General features: G+C 62.1%; 31 protein-coding genes. 14 read left to right on the forward strand and 17 right to left on the reverse strand.

Annotation, left to right across the window (positions count from 1 at the left end; genetic code table 11):
• Nucleotides 1-65: 65 nt before the first annotated feature.
• Nucleotides 66-1,136: a GGDEF domain-containing protein gene (locus NKJ77_RS17800; protein ID WP_023681555.1), complete on the reverse strand. Its 1,071-nt coding sequence runs from the start codon at nt 1,134-1,136 to the stop codon at nt 66-68.
• A 338-nt stretch (nt 1,137-1,474) separates the two neighbouring features.
• On the opposite strand from NKJ77_RS17800, the gene NKJ77_RS17805 reads away from it, so the two are divergent.
• The 3 genes from NKJ77_RS17805 to NKJ77_RS17815 all read left to right on the forward strand — a co-directional run bounded on the left by NKJ77_RS17805 (nt 1,475) and on the right by NKJ77_RS17815 (nt 2,960).
• Entirely contained in the window at nt 1,475-1,894 is a 420-nt protein-coding gene (locus tag NKJ77_RS17805; RefSeq protein ID WP_023667555.1) for a GFA family protein, read from the forward strand.
• A gap of 75 nt (nt 1,895-1,969) precedes the next feature.
• Nucleotides 1,970-2,329: a diacylglycerol kinase gene (locus NKJ77_RS17810; protein WP_352535546.1), complete on the forward strand. Its 360-nt coding sequence runs from the start codon at nt 1,970-1,972 to the stop codon at nt 2,327-2,329.
• Between the two features lie 43 nt (nt 2,330-2,372).
• Nucleotides 2,373-2,960: a hemerythrin domain-containing protein gene (locus NKJ77_RS17815; RefSeq protein WP_023667553.1), complete on the forward strand. Its 588-nt coding sequence runs from the start codon at nt 2,373-2,375 to the stop codon at nt 2,958-2,960.
• A 3-nt stretch (nt 2,961-2,963) separates the two neighbouring features.
• Here NKJ77_RS17815 and NKJ77_RS17820 read toward each other — a convergent pair whose 3' ends face one another.
• Together NKJ77_RS17820 and NKJ77_RS17825 are read right to left on the reverse strand one after the other, a co-directional pair.
• Nucleotides 2,964-3,572 carry a DedA family protein gene (locus NKJ77_RS17820; RefSeq protein WP_352535547.1) on the reverse strand — a complete coding sequence of 203 codons (609 nt, stop codon included), beginning with the start codon at nt 3,570-3,572 and terminating at the stop codon, nt 2,964-2,966.
• A complete protein-coding gene (locus NKJ77_RS17825) occupies nt 3,569-4,132 on the reverse strand; it encodes a DUF1003 domain-containing protein (RefSeq protein WP_352535548.1) in 564 nt (187 codons plus the stop codon). Before NKJ77_RS17825 ends, NKJ77_RS17820 begins: the two co-directional genes overlap by 4 nt.
• A 91-nt stretch (nt 4,133-4,223) precedes the next feature.
• Here NKJ77_RS17825 and NKJ77_RS17830 point away from each other — a divergent pair, with 91 nt between their 5' ends.
• From NKJ77_RS17830 to NKJ77_RS17855, 6 genes are all read left to right on the forward strand, one after another.
• On the forward strand, nt 4,224-4,940 hold the full coding sequence (locus tag NKJ77_RS17830) for a DNA-3-methyladenine glycosylase I (RefSeq protein WP_352535549.1): 717 nt from the start codon (nt 4,224-4,226) through the stop codon (nt 4,938-4,940).
• Nucleotides 4,941-5,002: 62 nt separating this feature from the next.
• The gene (locus NKJ77_RS17835; protein ID WP_352535550.1) at nt 5,003-6,718 is read left to right on the forward strand and encodes an NAD+ synthase; all 1,716 of its coding nucleotides are present in this window, start codon (nt 5,003-5,005) and stop codon (nt 6,716-6,718) included.
• A gap of 34 nt (nt 6,719-6,752) precedes the next feature.
• Nucleotides 6,753-7,637, forward strand: a complete 885-nt coding sequence (locus NKJ77_RS17840) for an SPFH domain-containing protein (protein ID WP_352535551.1) — start codon at nt 6,753-6,755, stop codon at nt 7,635-7,637.
• 13 nt (nt 7,638-7,650) lie between these two features.
• Entirely contained in the window at nt 7,651-8,601 is a 951-nt protein-coding gene (locus NKJ77_RS17845) for a diacylglycerol kinase catalytic domain-containing protein (RefSeq protein WP_196815043.1), read from the forward strand.
• A 70-nt stretch (nt 8,602-8,671) separates the two neighbouring features.
• The gene (locus NKJ77_RS17850; RefSeq protein WP_023830675.1) at nt 8,672-9,082 is read left to right on the forward strand and encodes a GNAT family N-acetyltransferase; all 411 of its coding nucleotides are present in this window, start codon (nt 8,672-8,674) and stop codon (nt 9,080-9,082) included.
• Between the two features lie 388 nt (nt 9,083-9,470).
• Nucleotides 9,471-11,276 carry an ABC transporter ATP-binding protein gene (locus NKJ77_RS17855; RefSeq protein WP_023830676.1) on the forward strand — a complete coding sequence of 602 codons (1,806 nt, stop codon included), beginning with the start codon at nt 9,471-9,473 and terminating at the stop codon, nt 11,274-11,276.
• Between the two features lie 43 nt (nt 11,277-11,319).
• On the opposite strand, the gene NKJ77_RS17860 is transcribed toward NKJ77_RS17855, so the two are convergent.
• The 7 genes from NKJ77_RS17860 to NKJ77_RS17890 form a co-directional block, all read right to left on the reverse strand.
• On the reverse strand, nt 11,320-11,733 hold the full coding sequence (locus tag NKJ77_RS17860; protein ID WP_023725741.1) for a GFA family protein: 414 nt from the start codon (nt 11,731-11,733) through the stop codon (nt 11,320-11,322).
• A gap of 20 nt (nt 11,734-11,753) precedes the next feature.
• Nucleotides 11,754-12,218, reverse strand: coding sequence for an SRPBCC family protein (locus NKJ77_RS17865; protein ID WP_023681542.1), 465 nt, complete (start codon nt 12,216-12,218; stop codon nt 11,754-11,756).
• The gene (locus tag NKJ77_RS17870; protein WP_023830677.1) at nt 12,215-12,535 is read right to left on the reverse strand and encodes an ArsR/SmtB family transcription factor; all 321 of its coding nucleotides are present in this window, start codon (nt 12,533-12,535) and stop codon (nt 12,215-12,217) included. The genes NKJ77_RS17865 and NKJ77_RS17870 overlap by 4 nt, the downstream gene beginning before the upstream one ends.
• A 185-nt stretch (nt 12,536-12,720) precedes the next feature.
• On the reverse strand, nt 12,721-13,218 hold the full coding sequence (locus NKJ77_RS17875; RefSeq protein WP_023830678.1) for an NUDIX hydrolase: 498 nt from the start codon (nt 13,216-13,218) through the stop codon (nt 12,721-12,723).
• 208 nt (nt 13,219-13,426) lie between these two features.
• Nucleotides 13,427-13,927: a xanthine phosphoribosyltransferase gene (gene gpt, locus NKJ77_RS17880; protein WP_023667540.1), complete on the reverse strand. Its 501-nt coding sequence runs from the start codon at nt 13,925-13,927 to the stop codon at nt 13,427-13,429.
• An 87-nt stretch (nt 13,928-14,014) separates the two neighbouring features.
• On the reverse strand, nt 14,015-14,848 hold the full coding sequence (locus NKJ77_RS17885; RefSeq protein ID WP_023681540.1) for a universal stress protein: 834 nt from the start codon (nt 14,846-14,848) through the stop codon (nt 14,015-14,017).
• Nucleotides 14,849-14,946: 98 nt separating this feature from the next.
• Nucleotides 14,947-15,687, reverse strand: a complete 741-nt coding sequence (locus NKJ77_RS17890; protein ID WP_023830679.1) for a competence/damage-inducible protein A — start codon at nt 15,685-15,687, stop codon at nt 14,947-14,949.
• 174 nt (nt 15,688-15,861) lie between these two features.
• Between NKJ77_RS17890 and NKJ77_RS17895 the strand changes: the two genes are divergently transcribed.
• Entirely contained in the window at nt 15,862-16,863 is a 1,002-nt protein-coding gene (locus NKJ77_RS17895; protein WP_023830680.1) for an alpha/beta fold hydrolase, read from the forward strand.
• Between the two features lie 65 nt (nt 16,864-16,928).
• A complete protein-coding gene (locus tag NKJ77_RS17900; protein WP_023830681.1) occupies nt 16,929-17,198 on the forward strand; it encodes a hypothetical protein in 270 nt (89 codons plus the stop codon).
• 117 nt (nt 17,199-17,315) lie between these two features.
• Here the strand turns inward: NKJ77_RS17900 and NKJ77_RS17905 are convergent, their stop codons facing one another.
• The 4 genes from NKJ77_RS17905 to NKJ77_RS17920 form a co-directional block, all read right to left on the reverse strand.
• On the reverse strand, nt 17,316-17,555 hold the full coding sequence (locus NKJ77_RS17905) for a DUF2188 domain-containing protein (RefSeq protein ID WP_023667535.1): 240 nt from the start codon (nt 17,553-17,555) through the stop codon (nt 17,316-17,318).
• 59 nt (nt 17,556-17,614) lie between these two features.
• The gene (locus tag NKJ77_RS17910; protein WP_032891817.1) at nt 17,615-17,893 is read right to left on the reverse strand and encodes a DUF982 domain-containing protein; all 279 of its coding nucleotides are present in this window, start codon (nt 17,891-17,893) and stop codon (nt 17,615-17,617) included.
• A gap of 84 nt (nt 17,894-17,977) precedes the next feature.
• Nucleotides 17,978-18,139: an SH3 domain-containing protein gene (locus NKJ77_RS17915; RefSeq protein WP_245266062.1), complete on the reverse strand. Its 162-nt coding sequence runs from the start codon at nt 18,137-18,139 to the stop codon at nt 17,978-17,980.
• 131 nt (nt 18,140-18,270) lie between these two features.
• Nucleotides 18,271-19,368: an NADH:flavin oxidoreductase/NADH oxidase gene (locus NKJ77_RS17920; RefSeq protein ID WP_352535552.1), complete on the reverse strand. Its 1,098-nt coding sequence runs from the start codon at nt 19,366-19,368 to the stop codon at nt 18,271-18,273.
• Nucleotides 19,369-19,512: 144 nt separating this feature from the next.
• Here NKJ77_RS17920 and NKJ77_RS17925 point away from each other — a divergent pair, with 144 nt between their 5' ends.
• Nucleotides 19,513-20,091 carry an NUDIX domain-containing protein gene (locus tag NKJ77_RS17925; RefSeq protein WP_023688346.1) on the forward strand — a complete coding sequence of 193 codons (579 nt, stop codon included), beginning with the start codon at nt 19,513-19,515 and terminating at the stop codon, nt 20,089-20,091.
• Nucleotides 20,092-20,180: 89 nt separating this feature from the next.
• The gene (locus NKJ77_RS17930; RefSeq protein WP_023830684.1) at nt 20,181-21,152 is read left to right on the forward strand and encodes an ATP-grasp fold amidoligase family protein; all 972 of its coding nucleotides are present in this window, start codon (nt 20,181-20,183) and stop codon (nt 21,150-21,152) included.
• A 277-nt stretch (nt 21,153-21,429) separates the two neighbouring features.
• Here the strand turns inward: NKJ77_RS17930 and NKJ77_RS17935 are convergent, their stop codons facing one another.
• Nucleotides 21,430-21,618, reverse strand: coding sequence for a hypothetical protein (locus tag NKJ77_RS17935; protein WP_023688348.1), 189 nt, complete (start codon nt 21,616-21,618; stop codon nt 21,430-21,432).
• 723 nt (nt 21,619-22,341) lie between these two features.
• Nucleotides 22,342-22,563 (reverse strand): hypothetical protein, encoded by a 222-nt coding sequence (locus NKJ77_RS17940; RefSeq protein ID WP_023681532.1) that lies wholly within the window; start codon nt 22,561-22,563, stop codon nt 22,342-22,344.
• Between the two features lie 86 nt (nt 22,564-22,649).
• Between NKJ77_RS17940 and NKJ77_RS17945 the strand changes: the two genes are divergently transcribed.
• Nucleotides 22,650-23,513 carry an ATP-dependent DNA ligase gene (locus NKJ77_RS17945; RefSeq protein ID WP_023805282.1) on the forward strand — a complete coding sequence of 288 codons (864 nt, stop codon included), beginning with the start codon at nt 22,650-22,652 and terminating at the stop codon, nt 23,511-23,513.
• Here the strand turns inward: NKJ77_RS17945 and NKJ77_RS17950 are convergent.
• Nucleotides 23,510-23,758: a hypothetical protein gene (locus tag NKJ77_RS17950; protein ID WP_023695401.1), complete on the reverse strand. Its 249-nt coding sequence runs from the start codon at nt 23,756-23,758 to the stop codon at nt 23,510-23,512. The genes NKJ77_RS17945 and NKJ77_RS17950 overlap by 4 nt on opposite strands.
• Nucleotides 23,759-24,266 lie beyond the last annotated feature (508 nt).

Consider the following 24,266-nt stretch of genomic DNA (forward strand, 5'->3'; position numbering starts at 1 on the left):
CATATGGAAAGAGGCGGGATCCGATAAATTTGCCCGTGCCCGGGAATTGGCTGGACGCCGAAGCGTCAGTCTTTCTTGTATAGCAGCCAGTTCTTGCCGGTGCGGCCGGCCATTGTCGAGTGCCGGGTGACGCGGTTGCGCCCGCCAACCTTGGAGCGGTAGAGCGCCCGGTCCGCCTTGGTGTAGAGATCCTCCGGGCTTTCCGCTTCGGAAGCCATGCAGATGCCCATGGAAACGGTCACCGTGCCGTAATTGGCGCCGGTCTGGCTGCTGGTGAACGGCGTCTGTTCGATCAGCACGCGGATGCGTTCGGCGATCTCGTAAGTGGTATCCTCGCTGGCGCCCTCGACGATCAGCGCGAATTCCTCGCCGCCGGTGCGGGCTACGAACATGTCTTCACGGATGCTGGTCTGGAAGATTTCAGCGACGATCTGGATGATCTTGTCGCCGACCGGGTGGCCGTAGCGATCGTTGACACCCTTGAAATGGTCGATGTCGGCAAGGATCAGGGCGTTGAACAGGATCCCCTTGTTGGAGGTGTAAATCGCCGTGATTTGCTTGTCGAAGGCGCGGCGGTTCCAGATATGCGTCAAGGGGTCGGTGTCGGCGAGCCGCTTGTACTCCTCAAGCTTCGACTTGACGCTCTCCAGTTCCGCCGTCTTGTCGCTCAGCGTGGTTGCAACCTGCTTGCCGTGGTCGAGGGTCGAGTTGGTGGCCGCCGCCATGGCGCTGGCGACCTTCTGCAGCAGATCCTGCGAAAGCAGGCTGCGGTTGGCGAGGCCACTCGATGTCTCATCGAGGATCTTGCCGTATTTCTCGATATGGCTACGTTCGCTGCGCAGCAGCAAGGCGATGTCCTCGAGTTCCCTGGCCAGCACGTCGCGCGCCTGCTCGACAATGCCAGGACCGTGATGCTGGGCAAAGAAAGCGCGGCCGATGCGGTCGAGATCGTCCTGCGTCGGCTGGTTGCCCAGCGCGACGACGGCCAGGCCGAGTTCGCGATTGGTGCCTTTCAGTGCTTCGTAGAAGATTTCGTAATTGCGCGGCAGGCCAAGCACGCCGAGCTGACGCATGGTCGCCACAACGGCTGTTGCAATGTCGCTGTTTCGGTCGGTCTGGACGGCTGCCGGCTGCATGTTCTGTTCACTCTGCCTCTGGGAACCATCGCAGACCGTGCGAGATGCCGCCGACCGGAGAGTGCCAGCCGTATTTCGGATCATCCTGCGAAAGACACGTCCCCAATCGCGACATTCGCTTGGCAACGACCATAGATGCGCCGGCGCTAAAGTTTCCTTAATGTGCCGCCAGGTAACGCGTCCGTTCTACCGCAGGCTGCAGAAATGGTTTGCAAAGATCCTGAGGTCAGGTCCGAACACGCCCACCCCATGTCGCATTTGCCGGTGCCCGGCTGCGGCAAAACTGAAATCCTCTCGGCCAGCGGCGAAGCCGTGGACGATGGCTGGTGGAGGTAGGGATGAGCAACAACCACAGCGGATCTTGCCTGTGTGGAGCCGTGCGTTTCCAGACGCGAGGGCCGTTGCGCGGCGTCATTTATTGCCACTGTTCGCAGTGCCGCAAGCAGAGCGGGCATTTTTACGCCGCGACCAACGTCGCCGACGGCGACATCACGATAACCGGCGCCGACAACATCAGCTGGTACGAATCGTCTTCCTTTGCCAAGCGCGGCTTTTGCAAGATCTGCGGCTCGGTGCTGTTCTGGAAGCCGGGTCAGGATGCCTATGTCTCGGTTCTGGCCGGATCGTTCGACAACCCGACCGGGCTCGAAGGCCAATGCCACATCTTTGTCGGCGACAAGGGCGATTACTATACGATCGACGATGGACTGCCGCAGTTCGAGAAGTCGACGCCGACGATCAAGGTTGCGGAGGAGTGATTTTGCGGCGGCTGCCTTATTCCCTTGATCCAGCCATTGCGATATCCCCTGCCGGTGATTCGAAGGGGATGCGGCATGCAGCGGCTGATCGGTGCTTACTTCAATTCTGTGCGAGCCTTTCGCAAGCTCGCCGCCAGCGAAAGGGCATTTCAGCAGGAACTGATGCTGCTGGTGCTGGCGCTGCCGCTCGGCTGGTTCGTCTCGATCTCGTGGCGCGGCTACGCGCTGTTGATCGGCGCGGTGCTGCTGCTCATCATGGTCGAAGTGCTGAACACCGGCATCGAGGCAGCCTGCGATGCCTTCAGTCGCGAGTTCAACGTCGACATCCAACTCGCCAAGGACTGCGGCTCGCTGGCGGTGCTGATTTCGGTTGTTATCGTCGCCGGCGTCTGGGGAATCGCCCTCATCGAGCGCATCACGGGACTACCGATCTGATCTGAACGCTCCCATATGTTAGTCACCAAAGGAGACTAACGTCGTGGAAGCCAATTTTCTGCTGCTTGAAAGAGCCGGCCTGCCGGAAGACCTGCGCTGGCTGGCGGAAAAATATCCGCGCGAGACATGGCAGGGCCACGCCAACATCCACGGCATGGCAAACATGTGGCTGCAGCGGCACGACATGTTCCGAGAGCTGGGCGGCATGCTCACCAACGGCATTGGCGACTATCGCGAAGGCAGGCTGACGGCGCCGGATTTCGCGCGCTGGTTCGCGCCGCGGCTGAACCACTTTCTCGGCAATCTCGACGGCCACCACAATGTCGAGGACTACCAGTATTTCCCGGCTTTCGCCAAGGCGGAGCCGCGCCTGAAGCGCGGCTTCGAAATCCTCGATGCCGACCATCACACCATTCATGAGGGGCTGGAGCGCAACGCCGAGACGGCGAACGCCTTCATCCGCACGCTCGAGGAGAGCGAGGACAGGCAGCGCTTCGCCGCCGACGCCTATGCGGACGAGAACAGCCGGCTGATCGCCATGCTGAAGCGGCATCTGGCCGACGAGGAAGATCTCATCATCCCGCTGATCCTCGATCGCGGCGACCGGGCTCTGGTCGAGGACGACGACTGAACCTTACGATATGGTTTCGCTGTCGCGGGCGTCCTTGGCGCGCTCCTTGCCGGCGACGGTGCGGGCGATGAGCCAGGCAAGGATGGCGACACCCAGACCTATGGCAAGCGCGATCAGCAGCCGTTCGTGATGGAGCAGTGCCTTGCCTATCATCTGCTCGGCGCCGAGGCCGAAGACGTAGCCGATGCCGCAGAACAAAGCCGCCCAGACCAGCGACGACACCGCGTTGAGGATAACGAAGCGCGCTACCGAAATGCTGGCTAAACCGGCCGCGATGCCGCCGACCAGGCGCAGGCCATAGATGTAGCGGTTGGACAGGACGAATATGTTGGGATGGGACGAGACGAGACGGTAGGCGTGGTTGAAGCCGGGCCTCGCCTTCAGTTTCAGCACCCTGGGATGGTCGGCAAAGCTGCGGCCGAGAATGAAGAAAAACGTGTCGCCGACGAAGGCGCCAATGGCGGCCGTGAGGAAAGCCTTCCAGAGGATGAAGACATGCTGATGGGCGAAGAAGCCGCCGAGGATGGCCGCACTTTCGCCTTCGGCGACACAGCCCATGAAAACCGCGATCAACCCATATTGCTCGATGAGGTGATGGACGATCCCGGTCATTGAGAGGTTTGCCGGCCCGACAGTTTTTCGTCTATGCGGTTCACCTGTTCGGCCAGGCGCGCCATGTCCTCGCGCACGCCGATGATCTGGCTGTGGCGCAGTTCGTCCAGCTTTTCATGCAGAGCCATGATCTCGATCTCGGCCTTGAGGTTGACCTCATAGTCATGCGCGGCGTCGATGCGGTCGCGCGCGGCCTGGCGGTTCTGCGACATCATGATCACCGGCGCCTGCAAGGCGGCGATCATCGACAGCACCAGGTTGAGGAAGATGAAGGGGTAGGGGTCGAACGAGTCTCGCCCGAGCAGCCACCAATTGGCGCCGATCCACAGCACCAGGAAAGCAATGAATGACAGGATGAACGTCCACGAGCCGCCGATGCGGGCAATGGCATCGGCGATCCGGTCGCCGGCGCCCTGAAGGCCGGTGAGGCTGTCGTTGATATCCTGCGAGATGGGCTTGCGGTCGACAGTGCTCTGCAACACCCGCCGCTCGAGCTCGCTGAGGGTTTCAGGCGTTCGCCTCAACCAGCGGTTGGCAAGTTCTGGCACGGTCTTGTGCATGGATGTCTCCATAGGAAAAGCGTCGGCTTGGCAGCCTTGTTTGCATATAGGAAGATGGCGTTTCGTCAAAAGCGCGGCGCGAGGATGCAGGATGCCCGATTTCGCGAAGATTCGCGCCCGTGCTGCAAAACGCAAAGGCGGCGACGCGGTGCTGACGTCGCTGCTCGGGCCGGCGTCTGACAATGCTGCTGTTGCCGACATTACGGACGATCGCATCCTGTCGACGATGGCCGAGCGGGTGTTTGCCGCCGGCTTCGTCTGGCGCGTCATCGAACAGAAATGGCCGGGCTTCGAGGAAGCCTTTCTCCATTTCGAGCCGAAACGGCTGTTGTTTCAACCTGATGACTTCTGGCACGACCTGACGGCTGATCAACGCATTGTGCGCAACCCGCAGAAGATCAAATCCGTCCGCGACAACGCCGCCTTCGTTGAGCGTGTGTCGAAGGAACATGGCGGTTTCGGCAAATTCCTCGCGGAGTGGCCTGACGACGACCAGGTCGGGCTGATGGCGTATCTCGGCAAGCATGGCAGCCGGCTTGGCGGCAACACCGGCCAGTATTTCCTGCGCTGGCTGGGCTGGGACGCATTTGTCATCTCAGCCGATATGGGGGCGGCACTGCGCGACGCCGGCCTCGACATCGCCGAAAGTCCGACGTCGAAGAGGGATCTCGACAAGATTCAGGCGCAGATCAACAAATGGGCGCAGGAAACCGGCCTGCCGCGCCGGCACATTTCGCGCATTCTGGCGATGTCGATCGGAGAGAACCATTCGCCGCAATCGCTGCGCGAATATATGGGCGACGACTGATCACCGAATTGGTCCAAACGAACGCCATTGCCCGGGCAAATTTGCCGCGCTAAACCGCACAGATGACCCAGAAGACCGCACCCGATATTCTGCGCATCGCCGTTGCCCAGCTCAACCCGACGGTCGGCGATGTCGCCGGCAACCTTGCCAAGGCGCGCGAGGCGAGGGCGGATGCCGCCCGCCAGGGCGCCGACATCGTGCTCTACACCGAGCTTTTCCTTGCCGGTTATCCGCCGGAGGACCTGGTGCTGAAGCCGGCCTTCCTCAAGGTTTGCGAGAAGGCCGCGCAGGATTTCGCCGCGGATACCTCCGATGGCGGGCCGGGCGTCATCATCGGCACGCCGCTGAAGCGCAAGAGCGGCACCCACAATTCGATCATCGTCGCCGATGGCGGCAAGATCCTCACCGAGCGCTACAAGCTCGATTTGCCAAACTATGGCGAGTTCGACGAGAAGCGCGTCTTTCAGGCCGGCCCCGAGGCTCAGGGACCCGTCAACTTCCGCGGTGTGCGCATCGGAATTCCGATCTGCGAGGACATCTGGGGCGACGTCGGCATCTGTGAAACCCTGGCCGAGAGCGGCGCGGAAATCCTGCTGGTGCCGAACGGCTCGCCCTACTACCGCGCCAAGATGGACGTGCGCCATCAGGTCGTTATCCGCCAGGTCATCGAGACCGGTTTGCCGATGATCTATGCCAATCAGATCGGCGGCCAGGATGAGCTGATCTTCGACGGCGCCTCTTTTGCCATCGGCGCCGACAAGACGCTCGCCTTCCAGATGAGCCAGTTCGAGGAAACTGTCGACGTCACGACCTGGAAGCGCAACCGCGTCGCCGCAGGCGCGCAAAACGCAGAAGAGTTCGACGGCTGGGTCTGCTCGGAAGGGCCGATGTCGAAAATCCCCGAGCGCGAGGAGGCGGACTACCGCGCCTGCATGCTCGGCCTGCGCGACTACGTCAACAAGAACGGCTTCAAGAACGTCGTGCTGGGTCTCTCCGGCGGCATCGATTCGGCGATCTGCGCCGCATTGGCCGTCGATGCGCTCGGCGAGGAGCGGCTGCGGGCGGTGATGATGCCCTACCGTTATACCTCGGAGGATTCGCTGAAGGATGCCGAGGATTGCGCCCGTGCGCTTGGCTGCCGCTATGACATCGTGCCGATCTTCGAACCGGTCGAGGGTTTCCTACACACGCTGGCGCAGCTTTTTGAAGGCACCAAGGAAGGCATCACCGAAGAGAATCTACAGAGCCGCGCGCGCGGCACGATCCTGATGGCGATCTCCAACAAGTTCGGCTCGATGGTCGTCACCACGGGCAACAAGAGCGAGATGTCGGTCGGCTACGCCACGCTTTATGGCGACATGAATGGCGGCTTCAACCCGATAAAAGACCTCTACAAGATGCAGGTCTATGCGCTGTCGCGCTGGCGCAACAGCCATGTGCCGCCGGGCGCGCTCGGTCCCTCAGGCGAGGTGATCCCCAGGAATATCATCGACAAGGCGCCGTCGGCGGAATTGCGCGAGAACCAGACCGACCAGGATTCGCTGCCGCCCTATCCGGTGCTGGACGACATTCTGGAATGCCTGGTCGAGAACGAAATGGGCGTCGACGACATCGTCGCGCGCGGCCACGACCGGGCGACGGTGACGCGCGTCGAACATTTGCTCTACATTGCCGAGTACAAACGCCGGCAAGCGGCGCCGGGTGTGAAGATCACCCGGAAGAATTTTGGCCGCGACCGCCGCTATCCCATCACCAACCGTTTCAGGGATCGCGGCTAAACATCTGATTGAATTGATAAACCTTGGGGGGCGCATGTTTATCAGCTATTTCAAGGGAACGCCTGAGTATCACATCCTGCGCTTCAAGAACGGCAAGATCACGGAGCAGGGGCGCGGCATCTCCTTCTGGTACGGCACGTTCGGCACCACGATAGCGATGGTGCCGGTGACGTCGCTCGATAACCCCTTCATCTTCACCGAGACGACGGCGAATTTTCAGGATCTGGCAATCCAGGGGTCGGTCAGCTACCGCATCATCGATCCACTCAAGGCAGCCGAAGGTTTTGATTTCAGCGCCAAGCTCAGCCGTGCCGACGTCGTCGGCGACGGCCGGGAGAAGATCGCCGAGCGCCTGGTGCTTGCGATACAGAGCCGCGCCCGCGCGGTGGTTTCGAGCATGACGCTGGAACAGGCGCTGGCCGAGGTGACCAAGCTCGGTGGCAATCTCGCCGAACTCCTGCGCAACGATCCGATTGCCGCGACCGCCGGCCTGTCGATCGAGGAGGTTCACATCACCTCGGTCCAGCCGACGCCGGAGATCCGCAAGGCGCTCCAGACCGAATATCGCGAGGCGCTGCAGCGCCAGGCCGATGCCGCGATCTATGGGCGCCGTGCCTGGGGCGTGGAGAAGGAGCGCGAGATCAAGCAGAGCGAGCTGGCGACCGAAATCGAGCTTGCCGAACGCAACAAGCTGCTGGTCGACACCGAAGCGCGCAACAAGCTGACGCTTGCCGAGGCGCAAGCCAAGGCGCAGCAGCTGGAACTGACCGTCTATTCGTCGGCGCCCGCCCACGTGCTGACGGCGATGGCCTTCAAGGCCTGGGCGGAAAAGGGCGGTTCGGTCGGCAATCTGTCGATCACGCCTGACATGCTCACCAGCGCGCTCAGCCAGCTTTCCACGCCGAAAGCCGGGTCCTGAAAGGCAAGCACGGGTGGCAAGCGACCAGAGCGGCAGGCCGATCGACCGGGTGATCGTCGTCACCCGCAAGACCGAGCTGGAGGAGCTGACGACGCGATTCAACACGCAGGGACAGGCGCGCTTTTATCTCCGGCAGGCCGGCATGAATTTCGACCCGGTCAAGGCGGCGCATGACGTCTATCACCAGGCGCTCGACCGGGTGATGGGTTCGCTTCCCCAAGGCCTCAAGCAGTTGCGGCTCGACCGAGAACTGGTACCGCAGTTCGAATTCGGGTCCGACGTGGTGATCGCGCTCGGTCAGGACGGGCTGGTGTCCAACACCGCGAAGTACCTCCCGTACCAGCCGCTGATCGGCATCAACCCGAACCCGGCGCTTTTCGACGGCGTGCTGCTGCCGTGGAATGCCGACGATACCGAAAAGGTCCTCCGCCTGACGATAGCCGGCAAGGCGAAGCGCCAGGCGGTGGTGATGGCCGAAGCGCGCTCCAATGACGGACGCCGGCTAATCGCCTTCAACGATCTGTTCGTCGGCGCCTCGACGCATGTCTCGGCGCGCTACGAATTGACCTATGGCGGCAGGACCGAGCGCCAGTCGTCGAGCGGCATTATCATCTCCACGGGCGCCGGCTCTACCGGCTGGCTGCGTTCCGTGATGGCGGGCGCCGCGGGACTGGCTGCCGCTTATGGCGATACCGCGGTGCCGACCGTGCCGCCGCAAGGCTACGATCGCGAAGGCGAGCAGCTGTTCTTTTCGGTGCGCGAACCGTTTCCGAGCAACACGACCGGCGTGTCGCTTGTGCATGGCGTCATCACCCGCGACCGGCCGCTGGTGGTTTCTTCGCGGCAGAGCAGGGGCGGCGTCATCTTCAGCGACGGGATGGAGCTCGATTTCGTCGAGTTCAATTCCGGCACCGACGTGACCATCGCGATCGCCGACCAGAAGGCCTATCTCGTGGTGCCGTAAGCGCGCCAGGTCGGTAACCAAACCACGGGCCGGACCGAAATTCGGCCGCCCTCATTCTTTGCGAGGCACCATGCCCGACTGTGAGATCAGCTTCGACATGTCACGGATCGACTTCCGGGCGACCTCCGACCTGTTGATGGCGAGTTATTGGGGCGCCGGCCGCAGCGATGAGTTTCATCGCCGCGCTTTTGCCAACTCGTTCTGCACCGCGGCCTATATCGATGGGAACCAAGTCGGTTTTGGCCGGGCCATCACCGACCGTACGGTGTTTGCCTATCTCGCCGACATCATCATCTGGCCGCAGCATCGCGGCCAAGGCATTGGCACGCAACTGGTGCGGGCGCTCATCAACCACCCTGAACTCAGCACGGTCTCGCACTGGAGCCTGTCGACCAGTGACGCGCATGGCCTTTATGAGAAGCTGGGCTTTAAGGCATCGACCGACGGCCGCTACATGCGCCTCGATCGCAACCCGGAATGAGGCATAGCGAGGGGGTTGACCGGCTGTTGTTGCAAAATAACCTCACTGGTTGGACCAGTTACGCTTTGCCACGTGCCCGGCCTTGGCGATCCTTCATGGCGTCTCTATAAGGACTGCTCCGCAAGTGTCTTGCGGGAGGTCTGAATGGCAGTATTTCACATGGTAATGCGAGGCCGCGAAGCCTAGGTCTCACTTGGCGTCCGGCGAAGGTTTGCCCTTCGCACCGATGCCGGGTCGAGTACAGGCTTCTGCCGATGCCGGTCGCCACCCGACAAACCGGGGCGCGCCGCCACCTATGCCGAACCTCCGCAGCCGGGCGAATTGCCCAGCGCGGTTTTCACTTTTCAGACCTTACCGGGACCGGGCAGATTTGCGCCCGGATGACATCATGGCTCGTCTTCGAATCGATCTGCGTGCAAGCGCCTTTCGCAGCGTTCTTGGCTTCACGCTCAGCCACTGGCGGCGCCAGCCGTGGCGGCTTTCGCTGATCATGGGCAGCTTCCTGGTGTCGACCCTGGCCGACGTCTTGACGCCGCTCTATTCCGGCCGGCTGGTCGATGCCGTCGCCAGCAATGCGGCGGCAGATGCTGTCGCGTGGAATGCGGCGATGGCGGCCTTCCTTGCGCTCATCGCCCTGGCATTGACCGGCGTGGTGCTGCGCAACCTCGCCTTCATGGGCATTGTCGAACTGACATTGAAGATGATGGCCGACATCGCCGCCGACGCGTTCCACCGCGTCCAGCGTTTTTCCACCGACTGGCACGCCAACAGCTTTGCCGGATCGACGGTGCGCAAGGTCACGCGCGGCATGTGGGCTCTCGACCTGCTCAATGACACCATCCTGATTGCGTTGTTGCCGTCGGTCGCCATGCTGGTCGGCTCGACGTTGCTGCTCGGCTGGTTCTGGCCGCTGATGGGGCTGGTCGTGGCAGTCGGCTCGGTGCTGTTCATCACGGTGACGGCGCTGCTGTCGCTCGGCTATGTCGCGCCCGCGGCACGGCTCGCCAACAGCTGGGATACGCGGCTTGGCGGCTCGCTTGCCGATGCGGTGAGCTGCAATGCCGTGGTCAAGGGTTTCGGCGCCGAGACGCGTGAGGAAACGCGGCTTGCCAAGGTCGTCGCCAAATGGCGCGCGCGGACCAGCCGCACCTGGGTGCGCGGCACCATCAACGGCACGACGCAAGGCGCCATGCTGCTGGTGCTGCGGACGGCAGTAATCGGCCTGTCGCTGATGCTGTGGGCCTGGGGCCAGGCAAGTGCGGGCGATGTCGCCTTCGTGCTGACCTCGTTCTTCGTGCTGCAGGGCTACCTCAGGGACATCGGCACGCATATCCGCAATTTGCAGCGTTCGGTCAACGACATGGAGGAACTGGTCGATTTCCAGTCGCAACCGCTCGGCATCGAGGACCGGCCCGGCGCCAAGCCGATCCGGATCACTCATGGCCACATCGCCTTCGATAACGTCACCTTCCACTATGGCAGCCATCGCCTGCCGCTCTACCGCGGCTTTTCGGTGGAGATAGCGGCGGGCGAGCGGGTCGGACTGGTCGGTCATTCCGGCTCGGGCAAGACGACCTTCGTGAAGTTGATCCAGCGTCTCTATAATGTCAGCGGCGGCAGGATCCTGATCGATGGCCAAGACATCTCCCAGGTTGCACAGGCGTCGCTGCGCGCGCAGATTGCCATCGTCCAGCAGGAGCCGATCCTGTTCCACCGCTCGCTGGCGGAAAACATCGCCTATGCCCGACCGGACGCCACGCAGGCCGAGATCGAGCATGCCGCCAAGCTCGCCAGCGCGCACGACTTCATCACCGGCCTGCCGAAGGGCTACGGCACGCTGGTCGGTGAACGCGGCGTGAAACTGTCGGGCGGCGAGCGCCAGCGGGTGGCGATCGCGCGCGCCTTCCTGGCGGATGCGCGCATCCTGATCCTGGACGAGGCGACATCGAGCCTCGATTCGGAATCGGAAGTACTGATCCAGCAGGCGATGGAGCGGCTGATGGTTGGCCGCACGACGCTGGTCATCGCTCACCGTCTGTCGACGGTGCGGGCGCTGGACAGGCTGCTCGTGTTCGACCGTGGCAAGATCGTCGAGGAAGGCTCGCATGACGAGCTGATCCGGCTGAAGGGCGGCATCTACCGCCGCCTGTTCGAGCGGCAGGCGCTGGAACTGACCAAGGGCCTGGTGATCTGAGCTGAACGCAGAGCCCTATCCGAGGGATAGGGCTCTGCCTGGTTCATCCAGGCATTCGCTCGAATGGCTGAAGCGCTGGGTCGATCGTGTCCCAGGCGTGGCCGCGCACGGTGTAGGTGACCGCCTGCGGGTCGAACTGGCCGGGATCATCGAGGCTCGTGGCCTGGATAGCCGTCACCTCCGGCATGGCGACGAACGTTACGTAGACCGGCGTGCCGCAGGTCGGGCAAAAGGCCTGGGCTTTTTCATTGCCGCTGTCGGCGATCATCCGCCACGTGCTCGGCTCGCCGGTGATCTTTACGTCAGCGCGCCGGCCGAAGGTCACATAGGAACAATGGCCAGTACCGCTGCGCTTTTGGCAATCGAGGCATTGGCAGTGATTCTGAAAGATCGGCTCGCCGCTGGCCTCATAGCGGATCGCGCCGCAGGCGCAGCCGCCGGTAAAGTGCTTGGTCATCATAGTTCTCCGCGGTTGCTTCAGGCCGATTTCGGCTTGGCGAACAGGTCGATGCCTGTGCCGGTTTCGAGGAAGGATTTCATGCTGGACAGCACGGCCGGCCAACCCTGGCTGATGCCCTTGGCCATGCCGCTGCCGGCTTCGAGCTCGTCATGGCTGACGGTCAGCTTGACCATGGTGTCGTATTCCTCGATGGCGAACGTCACCCGGCTGTGCTTGGTCGGATCGTCGGCCTGCGAGGCGTTGGCCCAGCTCATGACCAGCCGGGTTGGCGGCGAGATTTCGACGACCTTGCCAACGAGTTCGACGGTCCGTTCGTCATTGGCGCGGATGTGTTCCCATTTCGAGCCGGGCTTCCAGTCGGAGACGTTTTCGTGGCCCCAGTAGCGCTTGGCGATATCGGGCCTGGTGATGGCTTCGAACACCTTTTGTGGCGTCGATCTGATGTAGGTCACGTAGACAAAACTGGTGGTTTCCCGGGTCATTGGTCGTCTCCTTCGAGTTCTTGTTTCAGGTCGTGCAGCAGGCTCAGCCGCTGCCGTTCGAATTTTCGCACCCACCGCTCGTAGACTTCGTGCAGCGGCACGGGGTTGATGAAATGCAGCTTCTCGCGGCCACGCTTGACCGTGCTGATCAGATTGGCCGCTTCCAGCAGATCGATGTGCTGCGTGGCGGATTGCCTCGCCATGTCGAGATTTTCGCAAAGCTCGCCGAGCGTCTGGCCGTTCTTCTCACACAGAAGATCGAGCAGCCTTCTGCGGGTCGGGTCGCCCAGCGCTTTGAAAACCTTGTCGGCGTCCATCGGTCTCACTCATCTTGAAGACACAATATGCAGGTAAATGCCTGCATGTCAAGCTGTGGCTAAGCTTGGCCTGAAGGGGAGGGATTTATAGTGTCGGATTGCTGGCGCGCGGAGCGAAGCACCGAGCCCGGAATCGGGGCAAGAACCGGTGCGGGCGCGCAGGACTATGCAGCGGTGGCTGTGAGCTAGGCTCTAACGACGAACTTGTCGGGATCGGCGCAGAAATGGGCGATGATCTGGCAGAGGTCCGGCTCGTTGACCATGCGTACGGCCTCGGCCCCATTGACCCATTTGCGGGTGCGCGCGCGCTTTTCCTTCCAGCGGTCGGCAACGTGCTCGACCTGCAGCGGAAACACCAGCACTTCGCAAGGGACTTCCTCGCCGGGCGCGAGGGCCTTGGCGTAGAAGTAACGACCGGCCTCGAAAAGCGAAATCTTGCCACGCAATCCGGCTTCCTCGCCCGCCTCGCGCGCCGCTGCCTCGCAGAGCGGCTCCCTGGCCTCGGGCCAGCCCTTCGGCAGCACCCAACGCCCGGTGTCTCGGCTGGTGATCAGCATGATCTCGACGCCGTCTTCGTTATTGCGCCATGGCAAAGCGGCAACCTGCAGGCGACAAGGCGAAGTGCCGAAGAGCTTGCGGACCCTTTCAGCCAGATGGTCGTGTGTCGCCGGTGTCGTCAGCATCAGTGAAAGCTACCCCAGCCCTCAGAATCGTTAGCCGCCGTATGAATCTTACCGACAAGTGTAAGTCTTAAAAGTAAAAAACCTCACACCGACCCGTCAAACTCCGCCAACAGCTGTCGATTCGACAGAATATTGTCCCTTCCAGTGCCTGTTTTCATAGCAAACGGGGCGGGTTTGGCCGTCTGGGCAGAAATGGGGCTGGCGCGAATCAGCCTGCGTGATCGTCGGCGATCGGCTTCTGGTAGGTAAAACCCATGTCCCAGGGAAAGTAGATCCAGGTGTCTTGACTGACTTCGGTGATAAAGGTGTCGACCAGCGGCCTGCCTTTCGGCTTGGCGTAGACGGTGGCGAAATGCGCCTTGGGCATCATGGCGCGCACGATGCCTGCCGTCTTGCCGGTGTCGGTGAGGTCGTCGATGATCAGCACGCCCGCGCCATCATCGGCGAGCAGCGCCGGGGTGATCTCCTTCAGCACCTGCAACTGCCCCTGGCTGGTGTAGTCGTGATAAGAGGCGACGCAGACCGTCTCGATGACGCGTATTCCGAGTTCGCGCGAGATGATGGCGGCGGGAACCAGGCCGCCACGGGTGATGCAGACGATGGCCTTCCACTGTCCCTTGTTGGCGCCGGCAAGCCGCCAGGCGAGCGCCCGGGCATCGCGGTGGAACTGGTCCCAGGAGACCGGAAAGGCTTTTTCGGGAAGGGACATTCTGCACTCCGCGCGCACCATTGTGGAATGCGCGCGGAATTAACTGGAAAGTCAGGGCATTGGCAAGGGCGGGGCCAGTCTGTGGAGTTACCGCGACAAAAAGGCCGCAACCGGCACGCTGCGCAACACGGTGCGCGTGACGCCGCCGAACAAAAGCTGACGCAGCCAGGAATGGCTGTAGGCGCCGAGCACCAGAAGGTCGGCTCCGGTCTCGGCGATCCGGGTCTGGATGACGTCATCGACCGAAGCATTACCCGATTTCTGCACCGACACGCTGACCGTTGCGCCATGCCTGGAGAGTGCCGCGGCGATCTCGGCGCCGGCGGCTTCCGGGTTGTCATCCAGCGTATCCGGCGGATCGATGACCAGAATGTCGGTCTTTTCGGCCTCGATGATGAAGGGCAGCGCGTCGAAGGCGGCACGCGCCGCCTCCTTGCTGCCGTTCCAGGCCAGCAGCACATGTTTGAATGTGGTGACCAACGGCCCCTCATGCGGCACCACCAGCACTGGCCGGCCGGCATCGTAAACCAGCGTGTCGACATCGGCGCTCGTGTCGCCCCCGGTCTCGCGCTGCGCGGCAATAATCAGATCGGCGGCGCGCACGCTGGAAATACCCGTCAGCGCGCTGTCGCCGGAAAAGCTCTCGAGGCTGCGCCATTCGAAGGAAAGGCCGGAATTCTCGATCCGCCCAACGAAAAGCGCCTGCAATTTCTCGGCGCGCTCGCGGTTCATGTCGGCGGAGACCTGCAGGAACTCAGTGTCGGGGAAGCCGGTTGCCGAGGTGTAGGGAACGGGCAGCGCTTCGGCATGGATGCCGATGAGATGGCTCTCGAACCGGTCGGCAAGCGGGATGGCGCAGTCGAGCACGCGTTCGGCGTCCTGTTCGTTCTGCAATATGGCGACGATGGTCTTGAAGCGCATGCGAAATCCCTCAAATCTGCCAGCGCGTGCTGCGCCCGAGGGAAAACGTGGGAGTGCGGTGCTTGGTTCCGGCCCGGCGATGGTCCGCGAACCCAGGGTCAATTGGCGGCGGTGAAGCCGGCCACCATCGCCTCGACGTCCTTGCGTGCCGAATCCAGCGCCTCCTGGCTGCGGGCGCGGACCACCAGCTCCGTCCAGAATTTGCCGTCGCCATATTTCGGATAGGAGCCGATGATGGTGTCGGGATGCGCCTTCTGGATGTCGCCCAGGGGACCGCCGATCAGGCCTTCGCCGAACGGGCAATGGACGGTGGCCGACAGCATCTTGGTGCCGGCCCTCAGCGTCGGCACGACATTGTCGAGCATGGCCTGGAAAATCGCCGGCACGCCGGCCATGACATGGACGTTGCCGATGCGAAAGCCGGGCGCGACGGAGACCGGATTGTCGATATGGTGGGCGCCGCGCGGCATGCGCGCCATGCGCTTGCGGGCCTCGGTGTATTCGATGCCGCGCGCGGCATAGCTCTCGCCCAGCATGGCATAGGCCTTGGCGTCGTATTCGCAGGGCACCCCAAAAGCCTTGGAAATGGAATCGGCGGTGATGTCGTCATGCGTTGGGCCGATGCCGCCGGTGGTGAAGACATAGGTGTAGCGGGCGCGTACGGCATTCACCGCAGCGACAATCTCGTCCTCCTCGTCGGGAACGATCCGCACTTCCTTCAGGTCGATGCCGATAGCCGTCATGATATCGGCGAGGTGGCCGATATTTTTATCCTTGGTGCGGCCGGACAGAATCTCGTCGCCGATGACAAGCATGGCGGCAGTGACGATTTCAGGCATGGAAGGCTCCGGCAAACAGGCCCGTTGGCAGACAAGGTCGCCTGAGGCAGAAAGAAGGTCGCCTGAGATAGCGCGACATCGAACTGGCGGCAATGCCGACACAAGCCGCCATCTGCCTTGCCGAGCGTTCGTCAGTGGGTGATGGTGCGCGCCGGTCCGCTCCCCAGGTGAAACATGCTGGTATCGATTCTGCTGTGGCTTGTCGCCGGCCTGTCCGTGCTGGCTCTCGTCATCGTGGCCTGCCTGGTGGCCGCTACGCTCTGGATTGCCGCCAAGGCCGAAAGGCTGGTGCCGGCCAGCGGAAACTTCGTCGAGATCGACGGCAGCCGCATCCATTATGTCGAAACGGGCGAGGGACGGCCGATCCTGTTCGTGCACGGACTTGGCGCGCAGCTCCACCAGTTTCGCCACACGCTGTTTGAGCGCTTTGGCCCTGGCTACCGCCTCATTGCACTCGACCGGCCGGGATCGGGCTATTCTGTTCGCGCGCGAGGAGCCACCGGCCGTCTGCCTGAACAGGCCGAGATCATCAGGCGCTTCATCGAAACACTCGGGCTGGAAAGGCCGCTCGTGGTCGGGCACTCGCTGGGGGGCGCCGTCGCGCTGACCCTGGCCTTGGAGCATCCCGGCGCGATTTCCGGCATCGCCTTGCTGGCGCCGCTGACCCATCTGGAAGCCGGCGTCCGCGAGAAAGCGGGCCTGCTCTATATCCGTTCGCGGCTTTGGCGCTGGATCATGGCCTACACCGTCGCGATACCGACAAGCCTCAGATATGCGCGGCAGACACTGGAGTTCATCTTCTCGCCGCAGGCCGTTCCCGCCGACTACATGATCAATGGCGGCGGATGGCTCGGGCTGAGGCCTGTCCATTTCCATGCGACCTCCACCGATTTCGTGGCGGTCGAAGAGGATCTTGGCCGCATCGAAGAGCGCTATGGAGAGATCGCCATGCCGGCCGGGATTTTCTTCGGGACAGCCGATCGCGTCATCGCCATGCGCATACATGGGGAGCCGATGAAGGACAGGATCGAAGGGCTCGATTTCGAGACGGTCGAAGGCCTCGGCCACATGCCGCAATTCGACGAGCCGGACCGCGTCATCACCTTCATCAAGCGCATTGCCGAGCGGACATTCGCCGGCCAAGACCTCACCACAGCCTCACAACAATTTCACTGAACCATTCGGCTGATATCCGGTTTTACCCCGTGTCGCACCCAAGGCGGCAGATACGGAGTAATTCAATGTACAGGAAAGTTTTTGCAGCATCCGTGCTGACGATCGGTCTTGCCACATCGGCGATGGCGCAGTCATCGCACGGCACGTATTCCAACGATCACAGCTGGTGGCCGTTCGGCAACGAGCAGTCATCGACCGTCGACCAGAGCACCACCGGCAGCATCAATGCCGACGGCAGCCAAGGCTATGGCGCTACGGGGCCGTGCGCCTCCGACCCGTCAGGACCCTACGGAAATGTGAGGCCCAACGTGAACGATCAATATTGCGGCAAGTGATCAAGCCGCGGCTTCGACTGACCGGCAGGATGTCCCGCCTGTTTGTTTTGACGCAATTCCCCAGGGAATTGCTTAGGCGAGCATCCACGGCCGGCAGCGAAAGCTGAGGGGCAAGGATCAGTCGGAAACTTCAGTCTGCGGCCGGTCGCGGCCGTCGGCCAGTTCGTCGTGCCACTTGCCTTCGGCATCCTCATACTGGATGCCGTCCGTGGCGCCGGCGATCTGCTGTTCGGCCGAGGCGATCTCGGCGGCGCGCAGCGCATCTTGGTGGGTCGGGAATGTCTCCGAGAATGTCGAACCGACCTTGTAGGCCCAGCCCCCGTCGTGCTCGACGATCTTGTAAGTCAGCTTCGCCATGAAATCCTCCGGTTCGTCCGTCCGCTCAATGCGGCCCGTTTTTCAATGCCATCTGCGCTTCAATGCAATTTGGCGTCTGGCAGCCGGTCTTCGGGAACCAGCACTTCCGATTCCTTGGCCGCTTCGATCAAAGCCCTGCGTGCATCGGCCGTCGAACGATAACCTTCCAGCACTTTGAGGCAAGTGTCGAGAGCATCACGATGGCGCGGGCCGCGATTGAGCGGCCACACCGTCATCAGACACTCCGCCGCTTCCTGGGTGCTGCGGATCTGGCGATATTTGCCGACATGGCCGAGTTCGACCACGACCGGGGTTTCAAAAGGTTTATTATCCATGATGGCCGCAACGCAAAGCAGCCAATATGGTTGCAAAAGTGGCCGTCAGCCTGCGCCCAAACGTCTCACCAACCGCAATCGTTGGTCTCAGTAACCGCAGTCGTTGCGCAGCCAGTGGGCGTTGGCCCAGCCGGTCCGTCCGCCGATTTCGACCTGGTACCAGTTGCCCCGGCGGTCGAAAATCTCCGTGTGGTCGCCGTTGAACAATTGCCCGATCATGCGCAACGACGAGTTCGGCCGTGCGCGCACGGCGAGAAACCCGCTGCCGGTATCGAGATCGTAGTGCCAGGGACAGGCCGTGCACCGTGCGTTCGCAATATTGCGCGCCGACCGGAGACGACGCGGCGAACGACAGCGCAACCACCGTCGGCGCAGCCTGTTCAGCCCCTCATCCAATGCTGCATCGTCGTCACCGAGCGGGCGAGCTGTGGCGCGGGATGGATTTTCTCGCTGAAGGTGGCGGCGGCGCGCCAGCCCCAGCGCGGATCGGCGAGGAAGGCGCGGGCCAGCGCGACTATGTCGGCGCGGCCGTCGGCGACGATCGCCTCTGCCTGCGAGGGATCGTCGATCAGGCCGACAGCCCGTGTCGGGATGCCGGCGCCCTTGCGCACCGCTTCGGCCAGATGCACCTGATAGCCGGCGCCGGTCGGCAGCTTCTGCAACGGCGAATTGCCGCCGCTCGAACAGCAGATATAGGCAACATTAAGCGCCTTCAAGGCTTTGGCCACCTCGATCGCCTCGTCGACCTCGAAGCCGCCATCGACCCAGTCCTTTACCGACAGGCGGGCGCCAAGCATCAGGTTTGGAACTGCCTTCCTCACCGATTTGGCGATCTCGATGAGGAAACGCATGCGGTTTTCCAGCGAGCCGCCCCAGCGGTCGGTGCGCTGGTTGGAAAGCGGCGACAGGAACTGAAAGATCAGATAGCCGTGCGCGGCGTGCAACTCGAGGAAGTCGAAGCCGGCGCGCTCGGCCCGCCTCGCGGCTTGAGTGAAGCGCTCGATAAGCTGCAGGATTTCATCCTCCTCCAGCGCATGCGGCACATTCCAGCCGGTGTCATAGGCGATGGCCGAGGCCGAGACGGTCTGCCAGGGATCCTCGCCCGGCTGCAATGGGCCGCCGCCTTCCCAGGGCTTTCGGTTGGAGGCCTTGCGGCCGGCATGGGCAAGTTGAATGCCGAATTTCGTTTCCGGCGCGGCGACGCGCCTTGCTGCATCCAGCGTGCGCCGGGCGGCCGCCTCGTTGTCGTCGGAATAGAGGCCGAGGCAGCCATGGGTGATGCGGCCGCGCCGTTCGACGTCGGTCATCTCGACGGTGACCATGCCGGCGCCCGACATCGCCAGGTTCATCCAGTGATAGAGATGCCAGTCGCTGGCCGAGCCATCTTCGGCGGAATACTGGCACATCGGCGCAACCGCGATACGATTCGGAAAGGTCAGGCCATCGAGGGCGATCGGCTGGAAAAGCGCTGCGGTCATCAAAAAAACTCCGGAGAGGGACTGCAGCTATTTAGGCGATGGCAGTTGCCGGCGCCAGACACGTGGCGGTGAAAGCTTCGCCGTTTCGGTTGCGCGCAAAACCGTTCGCGGTTACGCCATGGCGCCGACAGCTTGGAGCTCATCATGGAAGATCGTATCCGCATCCGCTCGGAGGAAGTCCTGTCCGACGACTGGGCGGTCCTGAAGAAGACCGTTCTCGATTACCGTCGGCGCGACGGGCAGTGGGAGACGCAGATTCGCCAGACCTACGATCGTGGCGACGGCGCGGTGATCCTGCCTTTCGATCCCGAGCGTCAGACGGTGCTTCTGGTGCGGCAGTTCCGCTACCCTGCCTACGTCACCGGCCACCGCGAACCGCTGATCGAGGCCTGCGCCGGCCTGCTCGACAAAAACGATCCCGAAACCGCCATCCTCAAGGAGGCCGAGGAAGAGCTCGGCTATCGCCTACAGAACATCGAGCGGCTGTTTTCCCCCTATATGAGCCCGGGCAGCGTCACCGAACGGCTGTGGTTCTTCGTGGCGCGCTATTCACCCGCCGACCGCATCTCGGCCGGCGGCGGCGCGGCCGACGAGGGCGAGGACATCGAGGTTCTGGAAATGCGGCTTGATGAAGCGCTGGCCGGCATTTCAGACGGCCGCATCATCGACGCCAAGACGATCATCCTGATCCAGCATTTGAAACTGTACCCGATGAAGGGCTAGCTCGGCGAAGCTCGACGTGCCTCACTGCTGCGGGCAGGGTGGCACGTCCACTTCGCGGATGAAGTTGCGCAGGTTGCAAGGACACCGGAATGGCGCGTGGCGCAAAGGCATGGCTGAAGCGAAACAGCGCGCGGGCATCTCTCCTGTTGCTGAACGCCGCGCTGCTTGTCCGCTACCGCCGGTTGACCCAGCGTTTCCTTGAGCGGATGCGGCATCTGCCGAATTTTGCAGCCCCGGTGACGTTCACGGAAAAGATCCACTGGCGCAAGATTTTCGATGACGATCCTCGCTTTACCGGTCTTCTCGACAAGCTCAAGTCCAAGGAAATCGTCAGGGAGCGGCTTCCCGGGCTCGCCATCCCTGAGGTGCTGTGGCAGGGCGACGATCCGCGCCAGATCCCCTTCGATGACCTGAAAATCCCCTACGCCGTCAAATGCAACCACGGTTGCGCCATGAATGTCATCGTTCGCGATCCGGCCAACGCCGACCGGGAGGCGATCATTGCCGAGATGACGGAATACCTTGGCCAAACCTATGGCGCCCGCAAGCTGGAGCGCAGCTATGCGCACATAGAGCGGCGGGTTTTCGTCGAAGCGCTTGTCGGCAAGGACCAGGATTATGACCCGGTCGACTACAAATTCTGTGTGCTGGCTGGCCACGTCGCCTACATTGTCGTCGTCGCCTTCCGTTCCACGGTCAAGAATACCGCCCACCTGGATCGCGATTGGCGCCCGCTGAACATCGTCCAGGGCGCGATCGACTCGAGCCTGGAAATTCCCCCTCCCAAGAGCCTGGCGCGGATGATCGAGGCAGCCGAGGCGCTCGGCTGCGAGTTCGACATGGTGCGTGTCGATTTCTACGAGGAGGAGGGGGAGCCGATCTTCGGAGAATTCACGGTCTACCCACGCAGCGGCTTGCTGCAATTCGACCCGGCTGCCTTCGACCGCGAACTGGGCGCGCATTGGGATATTGGCGCGTCAGCTTACCTCAGTCGTTTGCCCAGCCGATTTGCCCAACGATATAAGGCAACGCTGGTCGCCGCCGGCTATCTCGACGTTTGACGGCTACTCGGTGGCCTGCCACCCCGAAGCTCGAAGAGCGAAGGGTGGTGCGGAGAACCCATACGATTAGAGATCGAGGGGAACTGATAGCTCAGCAGGTCAATAGCCGTGATTTCGAAGTGCTGCCTCAACTGAGCCGTAGCGGTCATAGCGACGCCGCAGTCTTCATCGAGCAAGTTTTCGGCGCGCTTCCTGCTGCGACTCGGCCGATTACCGCTAAGGTTACCGGCAAGCTCTCCCACGTCCCGACTGGGTCGAGATCATTTGAAGAACTCTTTCAGCTTGTTGAGTCGACTGTCGCCAGAGGCCTTCCGGCCTTCAGGACACGCCGCCTCGCCGATCGTATCCTGCTGGATAAAGCGAGGTTCTCAGCCACCATTTTCTCGCTGAGTACCAGCGCGAACTCGGTCTGTTTGATGCGCTGCTGAGCATCAGCGAGTTGCATCGTGAAAAGATCGGTTGCCATTGTTGATCCGGGATCCGCGAGATTCATGATTGCGTAACACATGGCGGGCGAAATCGTTCCTGATTGTCGGGCGAAGCCGGTGCCGCAAAGGGCGGCTGAGTTTGAACTTCCCACCCGGCCAGACGTCCGCGAGCGCCAAGGCATCGAGAGCCCAGTGATCGGAGGGCCACGACGAGCGGGCGCAACCCGACCACTTAAGTGATCAGCCTCGCTACAGCCTTGACAGGTACAGTCGCGGCCTCATCAAGGGGAGGTATCAATGGTCTCGGCGATTGGAAACCAACATCGGCAGGCAGCTGAAACTCGACCGAAACCCGCAAAGACAGAACCGGGCGAAGGATTTGCGCCAGGCAAAAGCGCAGACAGCGTAGGACATCGCGCCAAGGCAATGGCGGCAGAAAGTGGCGACACGGATTCTGGCGCCCAGGGGCGCGCCGCATCGACAATCGCCAGGATGGATATCACCGTTTTGGCTCCACAGAGCGAAGAGCCGCCTTTGGAGTAGCCCGGGCGGCCGTGCCGCTGCCTCAGTCCTTGTGCAGCACAACGCGCGCTGGCTACGCTCGGTGGCCATCGTCGTCTCGAAACACTTCGGGCGTTGCACTGCCGCGAGCCGCCTTCGCTGCTGGTCGAGGGGCTGTAACCCTTGGTGAGGCCGGCATCGCCTCGCCGGTCGTTGCGAGCCCACATCGGGCGGCCAAGCGACCTTCCCTGTGTCGGTCTCTATTTGATACTAGGGGACGGCGGTTTCATCACGGGCAATTGCAGCTGGTCAATGGTTGCGACGATGCCGGCGGCAATGGCTTCCGCCTCATGGATCAGTTCCGGACCATAGAGCCCATTGACCATCTCTTCGCTCGGCAGCACGCCAGGAGGACAGTGCTCTTCCATTGTGCGCCGGATGAGCGTCAGCGCTGCCCGGCATTGGTCGGCTTCGATCTTCATAGCCCTTCAAACATCCAATTCGTCTAAAATGTTCCGGAACTAATTTAGCGATAGCTAATTGAAGTCGTGGTTCTGCGAGTCAGTGCATGCGTCTGAAATTCATCAAGCCCATGGAACCCGAACTGGTCGACACGCCGCCGATGGGCGATGATTGGATTCATGAGATCAAATTCGATGGCTACCGCACCCAGGTCATCAAGGATGATGACGGGATTCGGCTGATCACCAAGAACGGTTATGATTGGACGGGCCGCTACATCCAACTTGCCGGTGAGGCGGAAGCGATCGAGGCGAAAGACTTCATCATCGACGGCGAGACCATTACGATCAATGAGGCTGGCCTATCCGACTTCCATGCGCATCAATCAGCCGCGACCAGCCGCAAGCCGTCGCGCGATCTGTATCTGCCAGCATTCGACCTCTTGCATCTGAACGGGCATGACTTGCGGGACACGCCGGTGGAAGACCGTCGCGAGATCCTCCGGGCGTTGATCCCGGACGGCGGCCGAATCCAGTTCAGCGAAGCGATGCCGGGCACTGGCGACGCCGTCTTTCATCTGGTCGACCAGGCTGGGCTTGAAGGTATCGTTTCTAAGCGGAAGGGCAGCAAGTATCGGTCGGGTCCGACGACGAACTGGCGCAAGATCAAGTGCTATGCCGAAAAGGAGATGGACATCATCGGCGTGCAGCGCGAGGCCGGCAAGCCTGCCATGGTGCTGATGGCCGACAAAGGCCACTATGCCGGCGGCGCCTTCGTCACCTTCAAGGCGGACAAGCGCCAGCGCCTATGGGACCGCGTGCAAGGCAAGATTGGCGGGCCGGCGCCGAAAGGGCTCAAGAGTGACAAGGCCGAATGGCTAAAGCCGGGCCTGGTCGGCCGCGTGCGGTTCCTAAAGGGCGAGGAGAAGCTTCGCCATGCCAAGCTGCTGGATTTCCGGGAGGAGACTTAGCCCGGAGGCTTGTCCCGGGGCTGTGCCGGTCCTGTCCCGTTCCACTGGATGAACTTCGCCCTCTGGCCGGTGATGGTCTCGATCGACTTCAACAGGGGTCCATGGACCTTACGTAGAGCTTGGTAGTGCTCGCCGTGGTACGCCAGGAGCGGCCCGACGATGCTCTTGTGCAGCGCTTCGGCTGCCGCCAGGAAGCGCTCGATTTCAGCCCGGGAAAGTTGTTCCGAAGGTTTGGTTCTGGCCATTGGCGCTCTCCATTGAGGGGTCGCCGCAACGAGGACTATAATCCTACATGCCGGACTGCCTGACAAGAGGGCTCGCCGGCCTTACCCCGCAGGTAGCAGTAGGGCGACGGCGCCAAGCGCAGCATCAGGAGCAACCACCAGCAAAGATGAGCAACGGCAGGCCCGGCGACCTCCTTTGGCACACGGGACAAACAAGAAGGTCGCCGAGCCTTACCGGCGCTGCTTTGTGAGGGAGACGACGCCGGATGAGATGAGAGTATGCGATCGTGCTAATCTCCGCGAACCATGCGAACGAAGGAAAGCCTTGTGGCACCGACGTTGAGATCAAGGTCGGCGGGGCGCTGATCGCTGCGGCAGGATTCTTCCAAAGCGGTAGTGAGTCCAGAGCGGAACATTAGCGTCGGCTAACGGTTAATTCGGCAGTGTTCCGAACCGTGATTGGTAGAGCGATGGTGACGTTTCATCTTGTCTATTTTTCCGGCCTGACGGCAGACCAGCTGCTAGGCAG

Origin of the sequence: Mesorhizobium sp. M0052 (assembly GCF_040323255.1) — a bacterium.
GTDB lineage: Bacteria > Pseudomonadota > Alphaproteobacteria > Rhizobiales > Rhizobiaceae > Mesorhizobium.